The following is a 21080-nucleotide window of genomic DNA, read 5'->3' as shown; positions in this document are numbered from 1 at the left end:
CCGAAACGACGCGGTCGATGGACAGAAAACACGAGATCATGGTGCCAGAATATCGACGCCTTCGGCTTCGACACCCTCGCCTTTAGCATTGAGGCTGTAGCGTTCGGCCTTCAGTTCCCAGGCGCCGGGGCGACCGGCAATGGTGAAGAGATTGTAGGCGGCGCGCGGCTTCAATCCGCCGGCGCTCTGCGAGGCCGAAGCAATGCCGACGACCGGCACCGGGCCGGTCTGTCCGCGCAGCCAATGCACGGTGTTGAGGTGCGTATGGCCGTGAAGGACCAGTTCGGCGCCGCCCGTCGAGATGGCGGCCGCAAAGCGGCGAATACCGATCATGCGCTTGTAGAAACTGGTCGCGCCGCGGATCGGCGGATGATGGATCATGACGACACGAAAGAGCCCGGCATCGCCGGCGGCGCGAAGCATGTTCACCGTTTCACGCGCCTGGCGGGCGGAGTAAAAGCCGCTGGCGGCGAAGGGAGGCGTGGCGAAGGCTGTGGAGCAGCCGATCAGCGCAACCTGATCGCGAACGCGCAGATACGGGAAGATATGCCGGTCTTCCGGCCATTCTGCCGGCGCGCGATCACCCCTGACATAGGGATACCAGGCGCGCATCGCTTTCTCATATGACCCGGGCACATAGGCATCGTGATTGCCGGGAACGACCGAGGTGTTGAGTGGGTCGCCGACCGTCTTCAGCCATGCGGCCGCCGTTTGGATCTCGATGCCGCTCGCAAGGTTGACGAGATCGCCTGTCACGGCGAGATGGTCGGCTTGCTTCGCCTTGATGTCGTCAAGAAGCAGATCGAGCATACCGCCAAAAAGGTGCTTGCGCCGGTTCCGATGCCAGTTCACAAATCCGGTAATGCGCTTGGAGGCGAGTTCTCTGATCGAAAGGCGCGGCAGGGGACCTAAGTGAACGTCGGAAATATGCGCGAGCTTGAACATGGGATGAGACATAGCCCACTCCATTGTCAAAACAAATACATCCCTTGTCCGATTGCGGGTCGAAGCGTCGGAGTGCAGGCATGAGCGATGAGGTCTCACGCGACGAGAAACGCGGACTGGGGACACGGCTGCTTGGCTTTGCGCTGCATACCTATTTCGCGCTGACCCGCAGCATGACGCTCGGCGTGCGCGCGGCCTGCTTCGACGGCGAAGGGCGAATTTTCCTGGTGCGGCACTCCTACATCGCCGGATGGCACATGCCCGGCGGTGGCGTCGAACGCCATGAGACGGTGGAGCAGGCGCTTGCGAAGGAGCTGCGGGAGGAGGGCAATCTGGTGGTATCGGGCAGGCCGCAGCTCTTCCACGTCTATTTCAACAACCGCACCAGCAGACGCGACCATGTCGTCTTCTACCGCGTCGAGGTGACGCAGACCGCGCCGCGCAGGCCGGATCGCGAAATCGTCGAAAGCGGCTTCTTTCCGCTCGACGCGCTTCCCAAGGGCACGACCAAGGCGACCTATCGGAGGCTGAAAGAGCTGGACGGGGCCGCGCCACCCTCGAACTATTGGTAACGGCTTCGGTGCGGAACACCTTGTGGCGGTTCGGGCGTCACATGAAAATAGAAGGTTGGGCGGATGGCGGATGCGGAGCCTTTCTCGCCCTTGGCGGGCGAGAAAGCAAATTCACTGGTTTAGGAATTGCGATACCGAAGGCGCTACATGCTCAAAGCCCAGCGCAATTTCTAAGCCATTGAAATTGCAAGAGCGGGGGTCACGCCTTGCTCTTTCATCTAATCTGCGGATTCCGTGCGTCCCTGCCTACCCCCTCTCTTGCAAAATCTAGCACTTAGCTAAAGCTAAATGCTGATTTTGCTTTCTCGCCCGCAAGGGGCGAGATGGAGCGCGCCTCAGGCAGCCTTTGCCAATCCCTCCCGGCCATGCGGGCGATCGAAATCAAGCTCTGGGCCGATGGGGACGATTCCCGTCGGATTGATCGTCTTGTGGCTGCGATAGTAGTGGCTCTTGATATGCGCGAGGTTCACCGTCTCGGCGACGCCGGCAACCTGGTAGAGATCCCGCAGATATGCCGAGAGGTTCGCATAGTCGGCAATGCGGCGGATGTTGCATTTGAAATGGCCGACATAGACAGCGTCGAAGCGAACGAGCGTGGTGAACAGCCGCCAGTCGGCTTCGGTCAAATGCTCTCCGAACAGGTAGCGCTTCGTCGATAGCCGTTTGTCGAGCATATCGAGCGTCTCGAAGAGGCGGCGGGCGTTTTCCTCGTAGGCCTCCTGCGCTGTCGCGAAGCCGGCCTTGTAGACGCCGTTGTTAACGGTGTCGTAGACGATCTCGTTCAGTGCATCGATGTCCGATCGCAGGTCCGCGGGATAGAAGTTCGCCTTCGATCCGGTCAACGCATCGAAAGCGCTGTTGAACATGCGGATGATTTCGGCTGACTCATTGTTGACGATCGTGCCGGTTCGCTTGTCCCAGAGAACGGGGACCGTGACACGACCGGAATAGTGCGGGTCGGCCTTGACGTAGATTTCCCAAAGCGCCTTGGCGCCGAAAAGGGGATCGAGCGTTCCTCCGTCTTTCCCTTTGAATTCCCAGCCGCTTTCCAGCATCAACGGATCGACGATCGAGACCGGGATCAGATCCTCGAGCTTCTTCAGCCTGCGGAAGATCAGGGTGCGGTGCGCCCAGGGGCAGGCAAGCGAAACGTAGAGATGGTAGCGTCCGGCCTCTGCCTTGAAGCCTCCGGTTCCGGTCGGGCCGGGTGTGCCGTCCGGGGTGATCCAGTTGCGGAACTGCGATGCCGCGCGCTTGAAGTGGCCCTTTGTCTCCTTGGTGTCGTACCAGACGTCGTGCCAGACGCCGTCAACCAACATGCCCATTGTTCTGTCCTTTCGGAGATGCTGCTGAGAACTTACCCCGAAGATACGGCATGCCGACCGAATTTCGAGACGATAAACGATGAACACTGCGTTGCCGGCATGACCGGCAGGCATCGAGGGCGTTTCCATTTGGGTGACGTCATCATGCAGACACGATTATGCATCAACAAACAGCAGCCCGAATTTTGCATTGGACGTGCCGAATATTTCCTGCTATCGGGCTTGTCACACTTTGAGGACCCCTTGTCATGAAAGTTACCAGAAGCCTGCGACGACGCCGATGATCCCGAACGCTCGACGAGCGCCTTCGTGAACAATTCCGTCTGTCTATCTGGTTTCCTTGGTCTAATGTACAAGCACGATCTGGTCTACCTCACTGAGGATGCGTCGCACGACGCTGTCATCGAACTCATCAACGAAGAAGCATTCGGCCCCGGCCGGTTCACCCGCGCCGCTGCACGGATTCGTGAGCAGGGGCCGCATGATCGCACGCTGTCCTTCATCTGCGCCGACGACGGAGAAACGATCGCCTCCGTGCGGATGACGCCGGTGCTGGTCGGCTCGGTCAAGGGGCATTTGCTTGGGCCACTCGCGGTCCGGCCCTCGCACAAGAACCAGGGTATCGGCCGCGAACTCGTGCGAATCGCCGTCGAAGCCGCCAAACGCAAGGGGTCGGAAGCGGTCATCCTTGTCGGCGACCCGCCCTATTACGGCCCGCTCGGCTTCGAAAAGGTCGCTTATAACGCCCTGATGTTTCCGGGTCCGGTCGATCCCAACCGTGTTCTGGTCGTGCCGATTGCCGCCGACACGCATGCGCGGCTGCATGGTTCGATCGTCTGGCGTGATGATTCTGCTTTGGCCATTATTGCCGAAGACGAAGATCCGGATGAAATGGTGCCGCTGACCGCAATTGCGGTCTAGCGGTTGCGTCATCCACAGTTGTACTTCAGCCCGTGGCTCTCGCATTCCGACGCTCGGTCATTTTTCATCGACCTGTCATATAGCCAACCTAAGAGTTTTCTTCGCCCTAATTCGGGGCGATTGCTAAACTTTGGGGGTAAAGCAATGACAGGAAATCTCACACAGAAAGACATATTCCCGACCAGTCAGCTCGAAGAAGCCGACGGGGAGGGACACAACTGCACCGACAATCCGACGATGGGGGAAATCATCAGTCGTCGTTTTTCGCGCCGTGGCTTCCTGCAAGGGTCGCTCGCCGTTTCCGCCATCGCTGCAACGGTGGGGCCTGTTGCTTTGATGAGCGCTGAAAAGGCACGCGCAGCCGGCGGTTCCGCCTTCATCTTCAAGGAGATCGAAGCCGGTGTCGATGCTGATCATCATGTCGCGGAAGGCTATGACGCGAATGTCCTGCTGCGCTGGGGCGATGCCGTTTTCGCCGACTCACCTGCCTTCGATCCGAAGAACCAGACGGCAGAAGCACAGCGCCGCCAGTTCGGCTACAACAACGACTATGTCGGCTATATCCCGCTCGGCGGCTCGTCCGAGCACGGCCTGCTGGTCGTCAATCACGAATACACCAACCCGCACCTGATGTTTCCGGGCCTGGTGACCGTTGCGGACGGTAAAATCAAGCAGGCACCGCTGAGCAAGGAGCAGGTGGATATCGAAATGGCAGCCCATGGCGGCACCATTGTCGAGATCCGCAAGGTCGACGGCAAATGGCAGGTCGTGCCTGATGGCAAGTACAACCGTCGCATCACGACCATGACCGAGATGCAGCTCACCGGCCCGGCAGCGGGCGACGAGCGGCTGAAGACGGTGGCAGACGCCAGCGGCAAGAAGGTGATCGGCACGCTCAACAACTGTGCCGGCGGCGTGACGCCGTGGGGCACCTACATCATGGCCGAGGAAAACTTCCACGGCTATTTCTCCGGCAAGCTGCCCGAAGGCCACAAGGAGGCCGCCAACTACAAGCGCTACGGCGTGCCGGAAGGCGGATATGAGTGGGCGAACTTCCATGACCGCTTCGACCTCGGCAAGGAACCGAACGAGGCGAACCGCTTTGGCTGGATCGTCGAAGTCGACGCCTTCGATCCGCAGTCGGTGCCGAAGAAGCGCACGGCGCTCGGCCGCTTCAAGCACGAGGGCGCCGCCAACATCGTTTCGAAGGATGGCCGCGTGGTCTTCTATCTCGGCGATGACGAACGCTTCGACTATGTCTACAAGTTCGTGACCGCTGCCGCCTATAATGAAGCCGACCGCGCCGCCAACCTCGACTTGCTCGACAACGGCACGCTCTATGCCGCCAAGTTCTCCGACGACGGCGCGCTGCAATGGCTGCCGCTGACGTTCGGCCAGGGTCCGCTGACGACGGAAAACGGCTTCACGAGCCAGGCCGACGTGCTGATCGAAACCCGCCGCGCCGGCGATCTGCTCGGGGCGACGAAGATGGACCGCCCAGAGGACATCGAACCCAATGCCGTCAATGGCAAGGTCTATGTGATGTTGACCAACAACACCAAGCGCAAGGCCGAGCAGGTGAATGCCGCCAACCCACGCGCTGACAACGCCTTTGGTCACATCATCGAGATCAGCGAGGACGGTGGCGCATTCTCGGCGACGTCAGGCAAGTGGGAAGTGCTGCTGAAGTGCGGCGATCCTTCCGTCGCGGCTGTCGGCGCATCCTTCTCCACCGACACGACGAAGAACGGCTGGTTCGGCATGCCGGACAACTGTTCGATCGATGCTGCCGGACGTCTCTGGGTGGCGACCGACGGCAACAGCAACAAGGCGACCGGCCGTACCGATGGTCTTTGGGCCGTCGATACGGAAGGTGCCGCGCGTGCGACCTCGAAGCTGTTCTATCGCGTGCCTGTCGGTGCCGAGCTTTGCGGCCCGCTCTTCCTGCCGGATGACCAGACGGCCTTCGTTGCCGTGCAGCATCCGGGCGACGGTGGCGATGACTGGTCCGGTCACGGCCGTCCGTCCTATTACGAGGATCTGTCGACGCGTTGGCCGGACTTCAAGCCGGACATGCCTGTTCGTCCGGCTGTCGTTGCCATCACCAAGGCCGGCGGCGGCAAGATCGCCGTCTAAGGTTTTGCAATAGAAGCGAAAATCGTCGCCCCGCTGTGATCAGCGGGGCGATAGCTTTTTCTGCAGGAAGAAACGGCTGCGGCCGGCTGGGAATTCCGGCAATTCGCCGAAGATGACATAGCCCTGCCGTTGATAGGCGCGCAGCGCCTGCGGATTGAAGGTGTCGATCCAAGCGCCTTGGCAGCCGCGGTCCATCGCTTCCACTTCCGCCGCTTCGAGCAGCTTTCCCGCCATGCCCTGACCGCGAAGCGTTTCCGGCACGAACAGCCATGCCGTGAACAACCATCCCCAGGCCGTGTAGCCCGAAACGCCACCGATGGTCTTGCCGTTTTCGTCGCGGATCAGCACGGCGAGCGGGCGGCGTTTGGGGGGGCCGACATCGGCGGTGTTGAAGGCCGTCAAACCCTCGCTGATTGCAGCAAGTTCGCTTTCGGAGGGGGTATCGGTCACATCGAGTTGCGTCATAGCATTCACCGCCCTTCGCGCCACCAGGTGGCGGAGAAGGCAAAGAGCAGGGCGGCAAGGCCGGCAAAGCCCGCGAACAGGGGCAGGGAATTGATCCCCTTCAGCACAGTTTCGTCGGTCATGCGGATGGTCAGACGCTGGCCGTCGGCAACGCGGACGGCGCCGCGCACTGGCAGCACCTGCGGGACCGTGACGCCGCCATTGGTACCGGCGATACGGGTGACAAGACCCTTGGTCTTTTGCGCGAGGGGCTTCAGCGTCTCGGTGGTCGAGATCATCGCCTTGAACTCAGGGGCGTCGATCGCGCCGATATGGACGAGCGTCGAAAGATTGCCATTGGCGATCTGGTAAAGCCCGATCTCGTCCATGCGCTTTTCTGCCTGGTAGAGACCCGGCTGCGTCTGCTTCAGCGGTAATGTCTGTGTCTTGCCGGAGGGCGATTTGATCGTGGCCGGGCCGGGGTCGTCGCCGACGGTCTGGCGTGTCACCTCCAGCGTGCGGCCGCCGGCGTTCGCGGTCAGTGCTTCTTCTTCCAGCGCCGGCTCCTTCAACAGCCAGTGGGCGATGCGGCGATAGAGCGACACATGAGGGCCGCCGCCTTCGAAGCCGCGTGCCCAGAGCCAGCCCTCATCGGAGAGCAGCATGGCGACACGGCCCTGACCGACACGGTTCAGCACCAACAACGGGCTGTTGTCGGCGCCGACCATCACGGTCTGGCCTTGCGGCTTTTCGACATCGACGCTGCGGAACCAGCGGCCCCAATGCGGCGGTTCGGTGTCGGATCCGTCCAGGCCGCGCGTCACCGGATGCTTGCGACCCTGCTCCGACAGGCGCGGATAGAACGGCTTCTCGATCATCTGGCCGGTCGGTTCCGCCGGCAGCACCGAGGCGAGCGGCGTCAGCGCGATCGAATTTCCGGCTGCATGCTCGGGACCGGCTGCCACCAGCAGCGCGCCGCCGTTTTCGACATATTGCGCCATGTAATCATAGTAGATCGTCGGCAGGACGTTCTGGCGGTCCTGGTAACGGTCGAAAATGATCAGGTCGAAAGAGTTGATCTTATCGACGAAGAGCTCGCGCGTCGGGAAGGCGATCAGCGACAATTCGTTGATCGGCGTTCCGTCCTGCTTGTCCGGCGGACGAAGAATGGTGAAGTGCACGAGATCGACGGAGGCATCCGATTTCAACAGGTTTCGCCAGGCGCGTTCACCGGCATGCGGCTCACCGGAGACGAGCAGGACGCGCATGTTCTGTCGAATGCCCTCGATCAGCTGGACCGTGCGATTGTTGATGGGCGTGACTTCGCCCGGCACTTCGGCGACGGAGAATTCGAGGACGTTGTTGCCGGCGCGCGGCACCTTGAAGCTGAAGGGCGTATCCTGGCCCGGTGTTGCCTGTAGCGTCGCGATCTCGTCGCCATTCATCTTGGCGGTCACGGCAGCGGTGCCACCCGGGCTTTTGCCGTCGTCGACGACACGCAGAATGAGCTGCTGTTCGTCGTTGACGATGCCGAAGCGGGGGGCACGCACGATTTCGATGCGGCGATCGAACTCATCGGGCTTGCCGGTGATCAGTCCGTGGATGGGTGCATCGAAACCGAGCTGCTGGTTCACGCCGGGGATGTCGTGGATCTGACCGTCGGTCAGGAAAATCGCGCCGCCGATCCGGGCGGGCGGCACGTCCGCGATCGCCGAGGAGAGGGCCGCGAAAAGCCGCGTCGATGGCGAATCCGATTCCGCCGGATCGCGCGCCTCGACGATGCGGGGTTCTATACGCGGGAATTGCGCCAGGCGATCCTTGAGCATCGCCAGGGCATCGTCGGTCATCTTGTTGCGCTCCGGCGTGTCCTGGCTCAGGCTGCGGTCGACGACGACGGGAACGATGGTCGTGAGCTGATCGCGGTCTTCCTGCATCAACACGGGGTTGGCGAGTGCTGCCAGCAGAGCGAAGGCGGCCAGAGCGCGGATCCAGCCGCCACGCAGGCGTCGGTAGATCGCAAGCGCCGCGATGGCGATCGTCAGCACCGCGAGGGCTGATAGCACGGGCCAGGGCAGGAACGGGGCAAAACCGATATTCATCTTACTGCCCCAACCGTTGCAGGATATCCGGGATGTGCACCTGATCGGACTTATAGTTTCCGGTCAGCATGTACATCATGATGTTGACGCCGGTACGGTAGGCATATTCGCGCTGGGTCTCGTCGGGAGGCACGGTCGGTAACAGCGGCGCGCCGTTGTCGTCCACTGCCCACGCGCCGGCGAAGTCGTTGCCCGTGATCATGATCGGCGTCACGCCATCCGAGGAAGCCACAGCATTGCCGTCCCGGCGCGTATCCTGACGCGCCTCGACCCAGAGCGGGCTGTCGGCATAGCGGCCGGGGAAGCTTGACAGCAAGTAGAAGGACTTGGTCAGCACATGACCCGCAGGTACCGGCTCGAGGGGCGGAATGTCGAGATTGGCGAGGATCTGCTGCAGCCGCTGGCCGTTCGGGCTCGGCGTCGACGTGTCGCCCATGGTGTCGAGGGCGTCGCGCGTGTCGAAGAGCACAGTGCCGCCGTTGCGCATGTAGGCATCGATGCGGTTGATGGCGTCGTTGGACGGCATCGGCGCCGTCGCCGATATCGGCCAGTAGATGAGCGGATAGAAGGCGAGCTCATCCTTGGCGGGGTCCAGCCCCACCGGCGGGCCTGGCTCCAATGTCGTGCGATATGTGAGGTAGTCGGAAAGGCCGGCAAGGCCGCGCTCGGAAACATGATCTACGTCGGATTCGCCCGTGACGACATAGGCAAGGTGCGTCTTGTCGAGCCGCGAATAGATGGTGTCGTCGCCGGGTTTGGAATCGTCGGCCAAGGCACTCGTCGGATGCAGGAAGACCGCGACCGAGAGGGCCAGCAGCAGCATCGCGGCCCCGCCGGCGATGGTCTTTGTCGACCTGCCCAGGCGAGGAAAGGCGCCGTTCATGAAGAGTACGATCAGGCTGTCGGCCAAAAGGACGAGGAAGGCGAGGGTGAAGAGGATCGGCTTGGCCGACCATGCCTCGCCGCCGATCAAGCCTTCCCGCGCCACTGCGCCGGCAGCTGATGTGTCCAGCGGTTTGAGCTCGGCGCCGCGCGGCAGGACGTTAAGCGCGATAAAGCCTTCCTCTGAGCCGTAGAGGCCGGGCGGATTGTCGAAATTGGCGACGGCCGTCTCCTTGTTGTTCGGTTCGAGCGGCCGGGCACTGCCGATCTCGCTGGTCAGCACGCCCTTGGCGGTCAGGAGCCGATATGGCGGCATGGCCTCGGTTGCCTTGGCTGCGCCTTGCGTCGACGTGACGCCGCCGGAGCGCGACAGCTGGACGATGCGACGCAGCATCTCGACGAAGTCGCCCGAGATCGGCAGGTCGGACCATTGCGGTTCGGCGCTGACGTGGAACAGTACGATGCGGCCGGCTTGCATCTGCTTCTCGGTGACCAGTGGGGTTCCGTCTGCAAGGCTCGCCCAGGTGCGTTCGGCAAGATCCGGCGTCGGTTCGGCCAGAACCTGCCGTTTGACCAACACATTGGTCGTCTTCGGCATGCCGGCGAAGGGGCCGAAGGAGGGGAAGTCGGCAAGCGGCTGCGGCTCGGCCCAGGAGAGTGCGCCGCCGAAAGTGCGCTCGCCTTGCCGGAGCGTCACGGGCACGAGCGGATCATCGGCAGGCGCGGCGGCAAGGCGCGGACCGGCAAAGCGCACGAGCGTGCCGCCATTCTGAATCCAGCGCTGCAGCGGCGCATAGCTTTCCTGCGGCAGGCGGCCGACATCGGCCATGATGATCACGGACGGATTACCGGCCAGCAATTCGGGGATCGATTTCGCCAGATCGGCGCTATTGGGCTGGATCAGGTCGGCATAAGGCTGAAGGGCGCGCTGGATATAGTAGAGCGGCGACAGGATCGGCTGGAATTCGTCGGCCGCCTGCCCGGAGAGGAGTGCCACGCGGCGGCGGCGGAAGCCATCGTCGAGCAGATAGACGCTGCCGGCGCTGGCATTCCGGTCGATGCCGATGCGGGCAAAATCGTTGCGCATCTCGAAGGGAGCGGCGATGGAGCCGGTAGCGACCGTCTGGCCGCCGGCGAAGGTCAGTGAACCGGCGGCGATCGGCCGACCCTGGTTGTCCTGCGCCGTGAGGCCCAGGCGCAACGGGCTGCCGCCGTTCAGCCGGGTCGCTGTTACGGTCATGTCTTTGGAGGTATTGGCCGCGCCGGTGATTGCCAGAATGTCGCTGCCGTCACCTTCGATCAGCCGCAGCTCACTCGGCTGCAAGGCGGCGAGCCGGCTGGCGATATCGTCCTTGTCCTTGCTCTCGATGCCGTCGGAGATGAAAGCGATCGTGCCCGGCTTGCTGCCGTTGAGCGCCGCCTTCACGGCGTCGGCGGCGCGTTGGCGGTCGGGCACCAGCGGTCTTGGATTCATCGCATGCAGCTTGTCGCGGGCCGCTGTCGCAGCACCGGGCGTAGCGTCATTGCCTTGTTCGGCAGTAAAGGCGACCGAAACGGGAATGCCCTTGGCGTCGGCATCGTCGATCAGTGCGTCCGCGGTTCGAACACGGCGCTCCCAGTCCGAGACGCTTGCCCAGCTATTGTCGATCATCAACACCAGCGGTCCGCTGCCCGACAGGGTGTTGGTGCGCGGATTGAACATCGGGTTGGCGATGGCGAGGATGACGAGGGCGGCCAGCAGCATGCGCAGCAGCGTCAGCCACCACGGGCTGCGCGCCGGCGTTTCCTCTCGCTTGAGAATCGTCGCCAGAATGCGCAGCGGCGGGAAGACTTCCGCGCGCGGTTGCGGCGGCGTGAGGCGCAGGAGCCACCAGATCGCGGGCAGCAGGATCAATGCCGCGAGGATGGCAGGCGAGGCGAAAGCGAAGGAAAGACCGCTCATGGCTGGCCTCCAGACGTCACCTTGGCCGGCATACCGGAAAGATACATATGCACGGCGACAAGCGCTTCCGATGCCAGCCGGTCGGTGCGATGGTTCAGGAAGGTCCAGCCGAGATGGCGCAGCGACTGGCCGAGACTTTCGCGGCGAGCGAGATAGGCGCGCTGATAATCGTCACGCAGGTTTTCGGCGCGACCGGCAATCAGCTTCGAGCCCGTTTCGGGGTCGCTGAACTCGGTGCGCCCGCTGTAGGGAAAGATTTCCTCGGCGGGATCCGCGACTTCGACGACATGACCACGCAACCCCCGGCGCGCCAGAGGTCCGATCCGGCTCATGACATTATCGGCATCATCCAGGAAATCGCCGATCAATACGATGTCGCTCCAGCCACGGATCATTGCCGTCTGCGGCAGGCCGCCTTCGAGCGGCGTGTGCATCAGGGCCGCTGCCAGCCGCTCGGCGGCATTGCGGGTCGAGACCGGTTCCATGATCCCGGGGCAGCCGATGCGCTCGCCGGAACGGGAGAGGATTTCCGCGAGCGCCAGCATCAGCACCAGCGCGCGGCTTTCCTTGGAAGCATGGCCATAGGTCGATTTGTACATCATTGAAGGCGACAGATCGGCCCAGAGCCAGATCGTGTGAGCGGCCTCCCATTCATGGTCGCGTATATAGGTGTGATCGTCACGGGCCGAACGGCGCCAGTCGATGCGCGAAAGGCTCTCGCCTTCGCTATAGGGGCGGAACTGCCAGAAATTCTCGCCGATGCCGCGCTTGCGCCGCCCGTGCCATCCGGCGATGACCGTGTTGGCGATGCGCTTGGCTTCGACGAGGCAATCCGGCACGAGGGCGGCGCGGCTGCGGGCGCGGGAGAGGGCATCGTTGCCTGAAGTCGGTCTGACGATCTGTCCGATGGATGCCACGCGCTATACTCTCCTCGACATCCAGCTTAGGTTCTCGACTGCTTTACCAGCCCTGCGATGACATCACGCACGGACATGCCTTCGGCGCGGGCGGCAAAGGTCAGCGCCATGCGATGTTCGAGCACGGGCTCGGCAAGCGCATGCACGTCGTCGATCGACGGTGCAAGCCGGCCTTCGTAGAGCGCACGGGCGCGGGCGCAGAGCATCATCGCCTGGCCGGCGCGAGGTCCGGGGCCCCAGGCAACGTGCTTGTCGGTCGAGGCATTGCCCTGACCGGGTCGGGCGGAGCGCACCAGGGACAGGATCGCGTCGACCACGCCGTCACTGACGGGCATCTGACGGATCAGTTGCTGGATCTCCAACAGGCGCTCGGCATCGATGACGGCCTGCGGCGTCGCTTCGCTGATGCCAGTGGTTTCGAGCAGGATCTTACGCTCGTCGGCAAGCTCCGGATAATCGACATCGACCTGCAGCAGGAAGCGGTCGAGCTGGGCTTCCGGAAGCGGATAGGTGCCTTCCTGTTCCAGCGGGTTCTGTGTTGCCAGCACATGGAAGGGCGCGGGCAGGTCATACCGCTGGCCAGCGATGGTGACGTGATACTCCTGCATCGATTGCAGCAGCGCCGATTGCGTGCGCGGCGAGGCGCGGTTGATCTCGTCTGCCATCAGCAGCTGCGCGAAGACCGGGCCTTTCACGAAACGGAAGGAGCGGCGGCCGCTTTCGTCCTGATCCATGACTTCGGAGCCGAGAATATCCGAGGGCATCAGGTCGGGCGTGAACTGCACGCGGCTGGAGGCAAGGCCGAGGACGGCGCCAAGCGTGGTCACGAGCTTGGTCTTTGCAAGGCCCGGCACGCCGACAAGCAGGGCATGACCGCCCCCGAGCACGGCAAGCAGCGTATTCTCCACGACGCTTTCCTGGCCGAAAATGACCTTCGATACCTCTTCGCGTATGTTGGCGATATCGCTCAGCGCCTTCTCGGCCGATGCAATGATCGCCTGCTCGTCGAGGCTCGTTTCGGTCGATTTGATCATGCCCATTTGCATCTCCAATGGCAGAAAAACGGCGCGCGCGATTCGCAAACCTTACACATTTGCTTCATAACCAATACAACTTATCGCCACGAAGACGGCTGACAAGCACGTTTCGAATGACTATCTCGTGAGATACTGTCGTATTCGTGACTAATGGCCAACCGGGACGGAAGAATGGCAACCGAGGAAATCAAGGCAACCGGTGATGCGGCGAGTCTCGCGGCGCTGATTTCGCGCGCAGCCGGCGACAGCGGCGGCCGCAAGAAGGGCCTGCCGCCCGTCGATCGCTGGAATCCGCCATTTTGCGGCGATATCGACATGGAAATCCGCGCTGACGGCACCTGGTATTATCTGGGCACGCCGATCGGTCGTGCGCCGTTGGTGCGCCTGTTTTCCACAGTCCTGCGCAAGGACGAGGACGAGAAGACCTACCTCGTCACGCCTGTGGAAAAGGTTGGGATCCGCGTCGTCGATGCGCCGTTCGTCGCCGTCGAGATGAGCGTGAACGAGCGCGATGGCAGACGCGTGCTGACTTTCCGCACCAATGTCGGCGATGTCGTCGAAGCGGGCAGGGAGCATCCGATCCGTTTTGTCATCCGTGGCGAGAATGATGAGCTGAAGCCGTATCTGCACGTCCGTGGTCGGTTGGAAGCCCTGGTGACGCGCGCGGTCATGTATGATCTCGTAGAACTCGGCGAGCCTGTCGAAATTGCCGGGCGGGAAATCTTCTGCGTGCGCTCCGGTAGTTCTATTTTTCCCGTCATGCCGGTTGCCGAACTGGATGCGCTGACGCGATGAGCGAATTCCCTCTTTATTCCGCGGATGAATTTCGGCGGCGCGCCCTCAATCAGAGTGGTGGCCCGATCGAGCTTGCCTGGCGGGATCACGGCGATCATCTCCTCAATCCCGAAACGATATTGCAGGTCGAGGGCCTGAAGCTGCGGGATGCGGCGGTGCTCGTGCCTGTTGTCGACAGCGGCGACGACGCCAAGGTGATTTTCACGCTGCGGACGTCGACGTTGCGCAAGCACTCCGGCCAGATCGCCTTTCCGGGTGGGGCGGTCGATCCCGAAGATGCTTCGCCGGAAATGGCCGCCGTGCGCGAGGCGGGCGAGGAGATCGGCCTTGCCGATATCTTCATAGAGCCCGTCGCGCGGCTTCCGCATTATCTTGCAGCCACCGGCTTCCGCATTACGCCGATCCTCGCCGTGGTGAAGCCCGGCTTCGATCTGGCTCTCAATCCGACCGAGGTCGAGGATGCCTTCGAGGTGCCGCTCTCCTTCCTGATGGATCCCAACCACCACGCCACCGACACCATGCTATGGCAGGGGATCGAGCGTCATTTCTATCGCATGCCCTATGGGCCACGGATGATTTGGGGCATTACCGCGGGCATCGTCCGCACGCTTTACGAAAGGCTCTATTCATGACGTCCGTTGCCGGTGAGGCCTGGTTCCGGGATGAGGCGCTGCAGCGGGTGCTGTCGCTGCTGAATGCCGATCGCGGCGAGGGCCGTGTCGTCGGCGGTGCGGTGCGTAACAGTCTCATGGGGCTGCCGGTCGCCGATATTGATATCGCAACGACATTGCTGCCGGAGGCCGTTGTCGAAAGAGCGGCTGCGGCAGGCATCAAGGCGGTGCCAACCGGCATCGCGCATGGTACGGTCACCCTGATCATCGACGGAAAGCCGTTTGAGATCACGACCTTGCGGCGAGATGTTGAGACGGACGGGCGCCGCGCCCGCGTCGCCTTCAGCGAGGACTGGCAGGCCGATGCCGAGCGGCGCGACCTGACGATCAACGCCCTCTATGCTTCGGCCGATGGCGAGGTGGTCGACCTGGTGGGCGGGCTTGCCGATCTCGAGCGTCGCAATATCCGCTTCATCGGCGATGCGGCGACGCGGATTGCCGAAGATCATCTGCGCATATTGCGCTTCTTCCGCTTCTTTGCGCATTACGGCAGCGGCCGGCCGGATGCCGACGGGCTGCGCGCCTGCGCGGCGGCCCGTTCCAAGATCGCCGCGCTGTCGCCCGAGCGCGTCTGGTCGGAGATGAAGAAGCTGCTCGCAGCCAAGGATCCCGGCCGGGCGCTGCTCTGGATGCGCCAGGTCGGGGTATTGACCGAGGTTCTGCCGGAAACGGAAAAATGGGGCATCGATGCCATTCCGGCGCTCGTAACCACCGAACAGGCTCTCGGCTGGCCGTCCGATCCTTTGCTGCGGCTTGCCGCCATCGTACCGCCGGATGCGGCGAGACTTGCCAAGCTCGCCGAGCGGCTGCGCCTGTCGAAGGCTGAGACGGCCTGTCTGCAGGCCTGGGCAAATATGCCCGCGATCAAGGACGACATGTCGGAAGCGGCCTTCGATCGCTTGCTCTATCGCCATGATCCATCGGGCGTTGCCGCGCGGCTAAAGCTCGCGCTTGCTGTTGCGCGGGGCAAGGCGGAGGGCGATTTCGAAGAGATGGCGCGCGCTGCGCGACTCGGCAAATTGCTGGAGCGAACGACGAAATGGAAGAAGCCGGCTTTCCCGCTCGGCGGGGCTGATGCGCTTGCCGCAGGCATAGACGCCGGCCCCCGAGTCGGGGAGGTTCTCGGCAAGCTCGAGCAGGAATGGCTCGATGGGAACTTCGCGATGAGCCGGGCGAAACTTCTCGCCCGACTCAAGGATTTGGCGAGCGCCTGACAGCCAGGTGGCAAATCAGGCCGCGTTTGCCTCGTCGCGAATGCGTGCCTTGATGTTATCGACCATGTTTTCCCGGACGATTGTTTCGCCATGCGCATCACGCATGTGCTCGACGGCGCGACGAACCACCTCGGCATCGTCCTTGGCGCGAGTGTGCCAGGTGCAGCCAGGCACCAGCGTACCACATTCGAACAGTCGCATATTTTCCTCCTCATATTTCAACGCTTGGACATTCCTTCATGCCGAAGGGCATGAAAGTTAAAACGCAACGGGCTGGAAAAGGTTTCTCTCGTCCGGCAAAGCTCTTTGCTTGCCGGACGCGTGCTTCCGGATTTCAATCCGGCATTGCCCAGGATTTGAAGCAGTCCGAAGACTGATATTTCGCAATGGGCGCTTGTCTGGCCGAACGATCGTCCGCCATGCGGGCGACTTCGCTTGGCGACTTGCCTGCCAGCTGCATTCTCACCTGCTCGATAAAGCAGGAAAGCGGCAAATCGGATCCACTGCGGATCCGCATATCCTCGGCCAGTTGGATGATGAATTCCGGACTATCGACTGCGCGCGAAAGCTTCTGCTCCTTCGAAACTTCCGTGACTTGATTCTGTACTGCCATTACAACCTCCTCCGATTGAAACGAGCATTACGTAACCTAAGCACTCCTGCGGGCGATTTCAGGGTTCTGTCTGATCATTTTGTGTTGAACGCCCTAAGGCCAACGCACCACTGGCGGCAGAGACGATAGAATCGACTCGACATTGCCGCCTGTTTTCAGTCCGAATATTGTACCCCGATCGTACAGCAAATTGAACTCCACATAGCGTCCGCGACGAATTAATTGCTCGTCGCGATCCTCCTCGGACCATGTCTCATTGAAATTCGAGCGGACGATCCGCGGGTAGACCATGGAGAAGGCCCGACCGACGTCGCGGGTAAAGGCGAAATCGGCATTCCAGCCGCCCGCTTCCTCCTCGGAATGCAGCCAGTCGAAGAAGATGCCGCCGATGCCGCGTGCCTCGTTGCGGTGTTTCAGGAAGAAATACTCGTCGCACCAGCTCTTGTAACGCTGATAGTCGGCGACGGCATGCCGGTCGCAGACGATCTGCATGGCGCGGTGGAAAAGGGCGCTGTCGGGGTCTTCCTGCGTGCGGCGACGGTCGAGCACCGGCGTCAGATCGGCGCCGCCGCCGAACCAGTGACTGGTCGTGACCACCATGCGGGTATTCATATGCACGGCCGGCACGTTCGGATTAACCGGGTGGGCGATCAGCGACAGGCCAGACGCCCAGAAGCGCGGGTCTTCCTCGGCGCCCGGTATCTGGCTGCGGAAATCGGGAGAAAATTCACCATAGACGGTCGAGGTATGGACGCCGACCTTTTCGAAGACGCGGCCTTCCATCATCGACATGCGGCCGCCACCGCCCTGGCCCTTTTCCCGCTGCCAGTCCTTGGCGACGAAACGTCCTGGCTCCTGATCGGAAAGGGGGCCGGCAAGCTCGTTCTCCAACTGCTCGAACTCGGCGCAGATCGCGTCGCGCAGGCTCTCGAACCAGCTTCGCGCCGCCTCCTTCTTTGCTTCAATATCCTCGGGTAGTCCTTTGGGAAGATTGGGTCGTTCCATGCATGCTCTCCGACAGTGCGAGCAGCCGGCGGCCCGCGATTCGTACCGTATGTATCGTGATTTTGAATAGCAGCAACACTACGGCGCAGCCAGTGCAGCGACGTCGCAGGAAAATCGACTCGCAAATTTCCCGATGCGGTATTATGTTCCCTCCCATTGGCGAGGTTTTATCATGAAGATACCCGGACCGCCGCCCCTAGATGGGCTGAGAAACAGAATATTCCGCTACCGGCAGGAACATCCAACCGGCAGAAAGAGCGATTTCGTTCGCGAGACCTTTTGTCTCAGTCGCCCCGACGCACGCGCCAAGGCGCGCGAATGGTTCGATGAATTCCCCAAAGCCGCCTATTGGACCGAAGTCGAAAGCTGGCGTCAGATCGAGGGCGATCGCATCGAATTCACCATGCGGCGTTTGCCGTCGGCGGATTGAGCCGGACGAAATTGCGGCTTGCGATGGCAGGCGATGAGCCTGTGCGCTCCTATTGCGTGCTCCGCAACCGGCTTTCGATCAGCAGCCCGCTCTCGTCCAGGATCGGATGTGCCACCGAAACGATGTGGGCATTGATGCGCTTCAGATCGCGCAGCATGTCGAGATGCAGCGAGCTGGTCTGGAGGCTGTCGACGCGGCCGTCGCGCAGTCTTTCGAGATGGCGCTCGGAGGACTGTTTCTCCAGGCGGCGAACGTCGACCTTTACCTCCATCAGCTGCCTGGCGAGATTGGAATCGCGGGTCACGAGGATGGTCTGGGCGATGCGCAGGTTGTCGATCGTCAGGCTGAAGAGGCTTCGCAGTTCGCGGTATCCATCCTCCGAGAAGGTCAGGCCCTTGCCGATCTTCTTCGCCACCTGCTCGGCAAGGCCCTTCTCGATGATGTCGCCGATATGTTCGAGATTGATGGCATAGTCGATGATGACGATGGAACGCCGGCCGTTCTCGGCATCCAGCCCGTCGCGCCCGAGCTTCGACAGGTAGATCTTCACCTCCTGCTGGATCTTGTCGACGCGCTTCTCCAGAATCGGGACTTCCTTCAAAGGCGATAGGTCGTTGTCGTTAAAAGCGTTCTCCGTGCGGATCAGCATGCGCTCGATGAGATCACCGACGCCAAGCACCTCGCGCGTGGCGCTTGCGAGTGCCACGACAGGCGTGGTGAGGGCCTGCTGGTCGAGAAATTTCGGCCCGTCGTCGGTCTTTGGATCGTCGGGCACGACCCTCAGCATGGTTCTTGAGAGCAGGCGCGAGAAGGGCCAGGCGCAGACGGCGAGGACGATATTGAAGAGCAGATGCACATCCACGGGCAGTTTGGCCGGCGAGAGATGAAGGCTTTGCATCCAATCACCAATATAGCCTGCGAGCGGCAGGGCGATGAGGCAGCCGATCGTGCGCACGATCAGGTTGCCGAGGGTGACGCGCCGTGCGGTCGCCGGCCCGGAGAGGGTCGCCATGACCGGCGGGATCGCGCCGCCGAGATTGGCGCCGAGCACGAGCACCACGGTCAATGCGGGAGACAGTATACCGGTGGCCGCAAGCGACAGGATCAGCACGACGACGGCAAGGCTGGACGAGGATACGAACGCCAGCACCGCTGAAAAGATGAGCGCTACCGGCAGCGCACCGTCAAGCAGGCCGATGAAGGCGCCAAGCGCCGGCGATTGCCGCATCGGTGCGGTAGCAAGGCTCAGCAATTGCAGCGAAAGTAACATCAGCCCGATACCGATCAGCGCCGCTCCAGCGCCTTGTTTGGCGGTCGACGATCGGCGATAGAGTACGATGCCTATGAGAATGATGAGAGGGGACAGCCATTCGATGCCGGTCGCGACGATCCATGCCGTGACCGCAGTGCCGACATTGGCGCCAAGCAGCACGATCTGTGCCATGCTCGGCAGGACAAGATCGCGCTCGACGAAGGAGGCGATCATCAGCGCTGTGGCCGTGGAGCTCTGCAGCGCGATTGTCGCCAGGAAGCCGGATAGGAATGAGTGTCCGCCGCTGCGCGTGCCCTTGGCAAGGCCCGTCCTGAGCTTGGCGCCGAAGGCGCGCGACACGCCGTCCTTCACCTGTGCAAGGCCGAAAAGCAGGAGAGCGACGGCCCCGAACAGATTGATCATGACAATGGTAGATTCCATTTTTTCTTCTTGATCTCTCTCATGCCGCCATGTCGTCGATGAATCCGAAAGCGATAATAACCTACTGAAAAGGCGTGAATTTCAGAACATAATCGCGTTGGATGGAGTGCGACGATTTTGCTCGCCGGCTAAGCATTATACGCTTGCCGTGAGCTTAGTCCATCATCAGTTGCGACATATAGGGTCAGTATTTGCGCATGGCCCCGCTCAATACGGTTTGGGCGGTTGCAGATCTTCGGAAGAGCCGGGTTCAATGTATGGCGTGCTGGTCAGTGTGCCGGCCGAGAAGGCCTTTTTGATCTTTTCGATCGTCGCGGGTCGCGGTCCGGGGCGGGCAGAGGACAAGGCAACGATTGTCCCGGTCGCCGTCGGCGATGTTTCAGAGGGATGTTCCTCGGCCCGCGCATCCGCTGCCATTGGCGAGGCCGCCAGGATTTCCCTAAGCGTTGATGTCACAGGCAAATGGCCGCCCAAATCGGTATTCGTGTGATGCCAGGCATGGGGAATGCGTCGATCGGCATGGATGAACGGTCGGGAATTGATTTCGCCGAACCAGTCCCATTCGCCCATGACATCGACGACGTCGGTGAACAGCGGCGGCATGGCGATGCGTGCACCTATCGTCACGATCTTCATAGTCTCGGCCAGGTTTGCGACCCGTATCTCATCCTGTTTGCAAAGATCATGCAGGGCGGCGGAAAGCACCAGATTGCCTTTGGAGTGGCCGACCAGCAAGCGAAAGGAGAGGCGGGGGTCCGCCAGAAGCGCCTGCACGGTTCTGGTATCTAGGCTGGTGCGGGCGGCCGCACCGTCGCCATAGGCTCCGACTTTGGGACGTCCGGCAAGGTCGTCCAATGTTTCCAACATCGGCCGCATGCCCCTCAGATGGCCGAAGAAAAAAAGTCCGCCGAAAGCCTCGGTGATGACATCGGCGATGCCGTAGCCGGAGACGACAACGGCGACTGGCCCCTGGATTGCATCGGCCACGTTTCGCGCAAAGGCGGCCGCACCCAGCGCGGAGCCGCCGATGCCGGCGACGGCGAGTGCCCGCACCTTATCGCCGCCTCGCAGCACGAATTCGCTGACCGTCTCGCAAAGGGTTATCGCAGCACCACCGCTTGGTGGCACGATCATGATCGCGCCTTCGGCGGCCAGCGAGTCGCTGATGTAGACGGCTTCTTCCGGCGTGATCACCTTGATGTCGTAAAACAGGGCGTCGAGCGCGACATTCCGTTGGCGAAGGCCTTCGAGAGCGAGATTGCGTAGGGGCGAATGCTGGAGCCGCTCGGGGAGGCTCAAGGTGCGCGCGAACTGCATGAGGGAGAGTGTGAATGCCGTCTGGAACATGGGTCACCTCGCCAAGGTTGCCTGAGTTAGAGCATTCCAAGGCCAAGCTTCTCACACTTTATCCGACGTGCCAACGCCTATTCGGGCGCGAC

Annotated in this window: 19 protein-coding genes; 7 read left to right on the top strand and 12 right to left on the bottom strand. The window is 61.9% G+C overall.

Going from position 1 to position 21080, the window contains the following annotated elements:
* Window positions 1-36: 36 nt before the first annotated feature.
* The gene (locus JTP94_RS32300; protein WP_409456647.1) at window positions 37-957 is read right to left on the bottom strand and encodes a metallophosphoesterase family protein; all 921 of its coding nucleotides are present in this window, start codon (window positions 955-957) and stop codon (window positions 37-39) included.
* A gap of 68 nt (window positions 958-1025) precedes the next feature.
* Between JTP94_RS32300 and JTP94_RS32295 the strand changes: the two genes are divergently transcribed.
* Window positions 1026-1517: an NUDIX domain-containing protein gene (locus JTP94_RS32295; protein WP_204854435.1), complete on the top strand. Its 492-nt coding sequence runs from the start codon at window positions 1026-1028 to the stop codon at window positions 1515-1517.
* A gap of 335 nt (window positions 1518-1852) precedes the next feature.
* Here the strand turns inward: JTP94_RS32295 and JTP94_RS32290 are convergent, their stop codons facing one another.
* Window positions 1853-2842, bottom strand: a complete 990-nt coding sequence (locus JTP94_RS32290) for a glutathione S-transferase family protein (protein WP_204854434.1) — start codon at window positions 2840-2842, stop codon at window positions 1853-1855.
* Between the two features lie 348 nt (window positions 2843-3190).
* Between JTP94_RS32290 and JTP94_RS32285 the strand changes: the two genes are divergently transcribed.
* Window positions 3191-3763 (top strand): GNAT family N-acetyltransferase, encoded by a 573-nt coding sequence (locus JTP94_RS32285; protein ID WP_204854860.1) that lies wholly within the window; start codon window positions 3191-3193, stop codon window positions 3761-3763.
* Window positions 3764-3907: 144 nt separating this feature from the next.
* Window positions 3908-5899, top strand: a complete 1992-nt coding sequence (locus JTP94_RS32280; RefSeq protein WP_204854433.1) for a PhoX family phosphatase — start codon at window positions 3908-3910, stop codon at window positions 5897-5899.
* Between the two features lie 39 nt (window positions 5900-5938).
* Here the strand turns inward: JTP94_RS32280 and JTP94_RS32275 are convergent, their stop codons facing one another.
* Genes JTP94_RS32275 through JTP94_RS32255 form a run of 5 tightly spaced genes read right to left on the bottom strand, consistent with a single transcriptional unit; the run spans window position 5939 to window position 13223 of the window.
* Complete coding sequence (locus JTP94_RS32275; protein ID WP_204854432.1) at window positions 5939-6364, bottom strand: N-acetyltransferase; 426 nt, start codon at window positions 6362-6364, stop codon at window positions 5939-5941.
* 5 nt (window positions 6365-6369) lie between these two features.
* The gene (locus JTP94_RS32270; protein ID WP_204854431.1) at window positions 6370-8442 is read right to left on the bottom strand and encodes a hypothetical protein; all 2073 of its coding nucleotides are present in this window, start codon (window positions 8440-8442) and stop codon (window positions 6370-6372) included.
* 1 nt (window position 8443) lies between these two features.
* Window positions 8444-11266 carry a DUF4159 domain-containing protein gene (locus tag JTP94_RS32265; RefSeq protein ID WP_204854430.1) on the bottom strand — a complete coding sequence of 941 codons (2823 nt, stop codon included), beginning with the start codon at window positions 11264-11266 and terminating at the stop codon, window positions 8444-8446.
* The gene (locus JTP94_RS32260; protein ID WP_204854429.1) at window positions 11263-12183 is read right to left on the bottom strand and encodes a DUF58 domain-containing protein; all 921 of its coding nucleotides are present in this window, start codon (window positions 12181-12183) and stop codon (window positions 11263-11265) included. Before JTP94_RS32260 ends, JTP94_RS32265 begins: the two co-directional genes overlap by 4 nt.
* 26 nt (window positions 12184-12209) lie before the next feature.
* Window positions 12210-13223, bottom strand: a complete 1014-nt coding sequence (locus JTP94_RS32255) for a MoxR family ATPase (protein WP_204854428.1) — start codon at window positions 13221-13223, stop codon at window positions 12210-12212.
* Window positions 13224-13391: 168 nt separating this feature from the next.
* Between JTP94_RS32255 and JTP94_RS32250 the strand changes: the two genes are divergently transcribed.
* From JTP94_RS32250 to JTP94_RS32240, 3 genes are read left to right on the top strand one after another with little or no spacing between them, the layout of a single operon-like run.
* The gene (locus JTP94_RS32250; protein ID WP_204854427.1) at window positions 13392-14015 is read left to right on the top strand and encodes a DUF1285 domain-containing protein; all 624 of its coding nucleotides are present in this window, start codon (window positions 13392-13394) and stop codon (window positions 14013-14015) included.
* Window positions 14012-14647 (top strand): NUDIX hydrolase, encoded by a 636-nt coding sequence (locus tag JTP94_RS32245; protein ID WP_034504049.1) that lies wholly within the window; start codon window positions 14012-14014, stop codon window positions 14645-14647. The genes JTP94_RS32250 and JTP94_RS32245 overlap by 4 nt, the downstream gene beginning before the upstream one ends.
* Complete coding sequence (locus JTP94_RS32240) at window positions 14644-15900, top strand: CCA tRNA nucleotidyltransferase (RefSeq protein WP_204854426.1); 1257 nt, start codon at window positions 14644-14646, stop codon at window positions 15898-15900. The genes JTP94_RS32245 and JTP94_RS32240 overlap by 4 nt, the downstream gene beginning before the upstream one ends.
* A gap of 15 nt (window positions 15901-15915) precedes the next feature.
* On the opposite strand, the gene JTP94_RS32235 is transcribed toward JTP94_RS32240, so the two are convergent.
* The 3 genes from JTP94_RS32235 to hemF form a co-directional block, all read right to left on the bottom strand.
* On the bottom strand, window positions 15916-16101 hold the full coding sequence (locus JTP94_RS32235) for a DUF1059 domain-containing protein (protein WP_034504051.1): 186 nt from the start codon (window positions 16099-16101) through the stop codon (window positions 15916-15918).
* A 133-nt stretch (window positions 16102-16234) separates the two neighbouring features.
* Entirely contained in the window at window positions 16235-16513 is a 279-nt protein-coding gene (locus tag JTP94_RS32230; protein WP_204854425.1) for a hypothetical protein, read from the bottom strand.
* A 93-nt stretch (window positions 16514-16606) separates the two neighbouring features.
* Window positions 16607-17518, bottom strand: coding sequence for an oxygen-dependent coproporphyrinogen oxidase (gene hemF / locus JTP94_RS32225; protein WP_204854424.1), 912 nt, complete (start codon window positions 17516-17518; stop codon window positions 16607-16609).
* Between the two features lie 169 nt (window positions 17519-17687).
* Between hemF and JTP94_RS32220 the strand changes: the two genes are divergently transcribed.
* A complete protein-coding gene (locus JTP94_RS32220) occupies window positions 17688-17948 on the top strand; it encodes a hypothetical protein (RefSeq protein ID WP_204854859.1) in 261 nt (86 codons plus the stop codon).
* A gap of 49 nt (window positions 17949-17997) precedes the next feature.
* On the opposite strand, the gene JTP94_RS32215 is transcribed toward JTP94_RS32220, so the two are convergent.
* Window positions 17998-19641 (bottom strand): Na/Pi cotransporter family protein, encoded by a 1644-nt coding sequence (locus JTP94_RS32215; protein ID WP_204854423.1) that lies wholly within the window; start codon window positions 19639-19641, stop codon window positions 17998-18000.
* A gap of 207 nt (window positions 19642-19848) precedes the next feature.
* Window positions 19849-20988, bottom strand: a complete 1140-nt coding sequence (locus JTP94_RS32210) for a hypothetical protein (RefSeq protein ID WP_204854422.1) — start codon at window positions 20986-20988, stop codon at window positions 19849-19851.
* Window positions 20989-21080: the final 92 nt, after the last annotated feature.

This window comes from Martinezella lusitana, assembly GCF_016901135.1.
In the GTDB taxonomy this organism is placed as follows: domain Bacteria; phylum Pseudomonadota; class Alphaproteobacteria; order Rhizobiales; family Rhizobiaceae; genus Rhizobium; species Rhizobium lusitanum_D.
The sequence above is the reverse complement of the archived record's forward strand: the minus strand, read 5'-3'. Positions and strand labels throughout refer to the sequence as shown.

Bases quoted from the DNA above. Each gene is read 5' to 3' on its own strand.
- JTP94_RS32270 (WP_204854431.1), bottom strand. From the start codon at position 8,442: ATGAATATCGGTTTTGCCCCGTTCCTGCCCTGGCCCGTGCTATCAGCC.
- JTP94_RS32295 (WP_204854435.1), top strand. From the start codon at position 1,026: ATGAGCGATGAGGTCTCACGCGACGAGAAACGCGGACTGGGGACACGG.
- JTP94_RS32235 (WP_034504051.1), bottom strand. From the start codon at position 16,101: ATGCGACTGTTCGAATGTGGTACGCTGGTGCCTGGCTGCACCTGGCAC.
- JTP94_RS32255 (WP_204854428.1), bottom strand. From the start codon at position 13,223: ATGGGCATGATCAAATCGACCGAAACGAGCCTCGACGAGCAGGCGATC.
- JTP94_RS32250 (WP_204854427.1), top strand. From the start codon at position 13,392: ATGGCAACCGAGGAAATCAAGGCAACCGGTGATGCGGCGAGTCTCGCG.
- JTP94_RS32240 (WP_204854426.1), top strand. From the start codon at position 14,644: ATGACGTCCGTTGCCGGTGAGGCCTGGTTCCGGGATGAGGCGCTGCAG.
- JTP94_RS32230 (WP_204854425.1), bottom strand. From the start codon at position 16,513: ATGGCAGTACAGAATCAAGTCACGGAAGTTTCGAAGGAGCAGAAGCTT.
- JTP94_RS32290 (WP_204854434.1), bottom strand. From the start codon at position 2,842: ATGGGCATGTTGGTTGACGGCGTCTGGCACGACGTCTGGTACGACACC.
- JTP94_RS32245 (WP_034504049.1), top strand. From the start codon at position 14,012: ATGAGCGAATTCCCTCTTTATTCCGCGGATGAATTTCGGCGGCGCGCC.
- JTP94_RS32285 (WP_204854860.1), top strand. From the start codon at position 3,191: ATGTACAAGCACGATCTGGTCTACCTCACTGAGGATGCGTCGCACGAC.
- JTP94_RS32275 (WP_204854432.1), bottom strand. From the start codon at position 6,364: ATGACGCAACTCGATGTGACCGATACCCCCTCCGAAAGCGAACTTGCT.
- JTP94_RS32300 (WP_409456647.1), bottom strand. From the start codon at position 957: ATGTCTCATCCCATGTTCAAGCTCGCGCATATTTCCGACGTTCACTTA.
- JTP94_RS32210 (WP_204854422.1), bottom strand. From the start codon at position 20,988: ATGTTCCAGACGGCATTCACACTCTCCCTCATGCAGTTCGCGCGCACC.
- JTP94_RS32215 (WP_204854423.1), bottom strand. From the start codon at position 19,641: ATGGAATCTACCATTGTCATGATCAATCTGTTCGGGGCCGTCGCTCTC.
- hemF (WP_204854424.1), bottom strand. From the start codon at position 17,518: ATGGAACGACCCAATCTTCCCAAAGGACTACCCGAGGATATTGAAGCA.
- JTP94_RS32280 (WP_204854433.1), top strand. From the start codon at position 3,908: ATGACAGGAAATCTCACACAGAAAGACATATTCCCGACCAGTCAGCTC.
- JTP94_RS32265 (WP_204854430.1), bottom strand. From the start codon at position 11,266: ATGAGCGGTCTTTCCTTCGCTTTCGCCTCGCCTGCCATCCTCGCGGCA.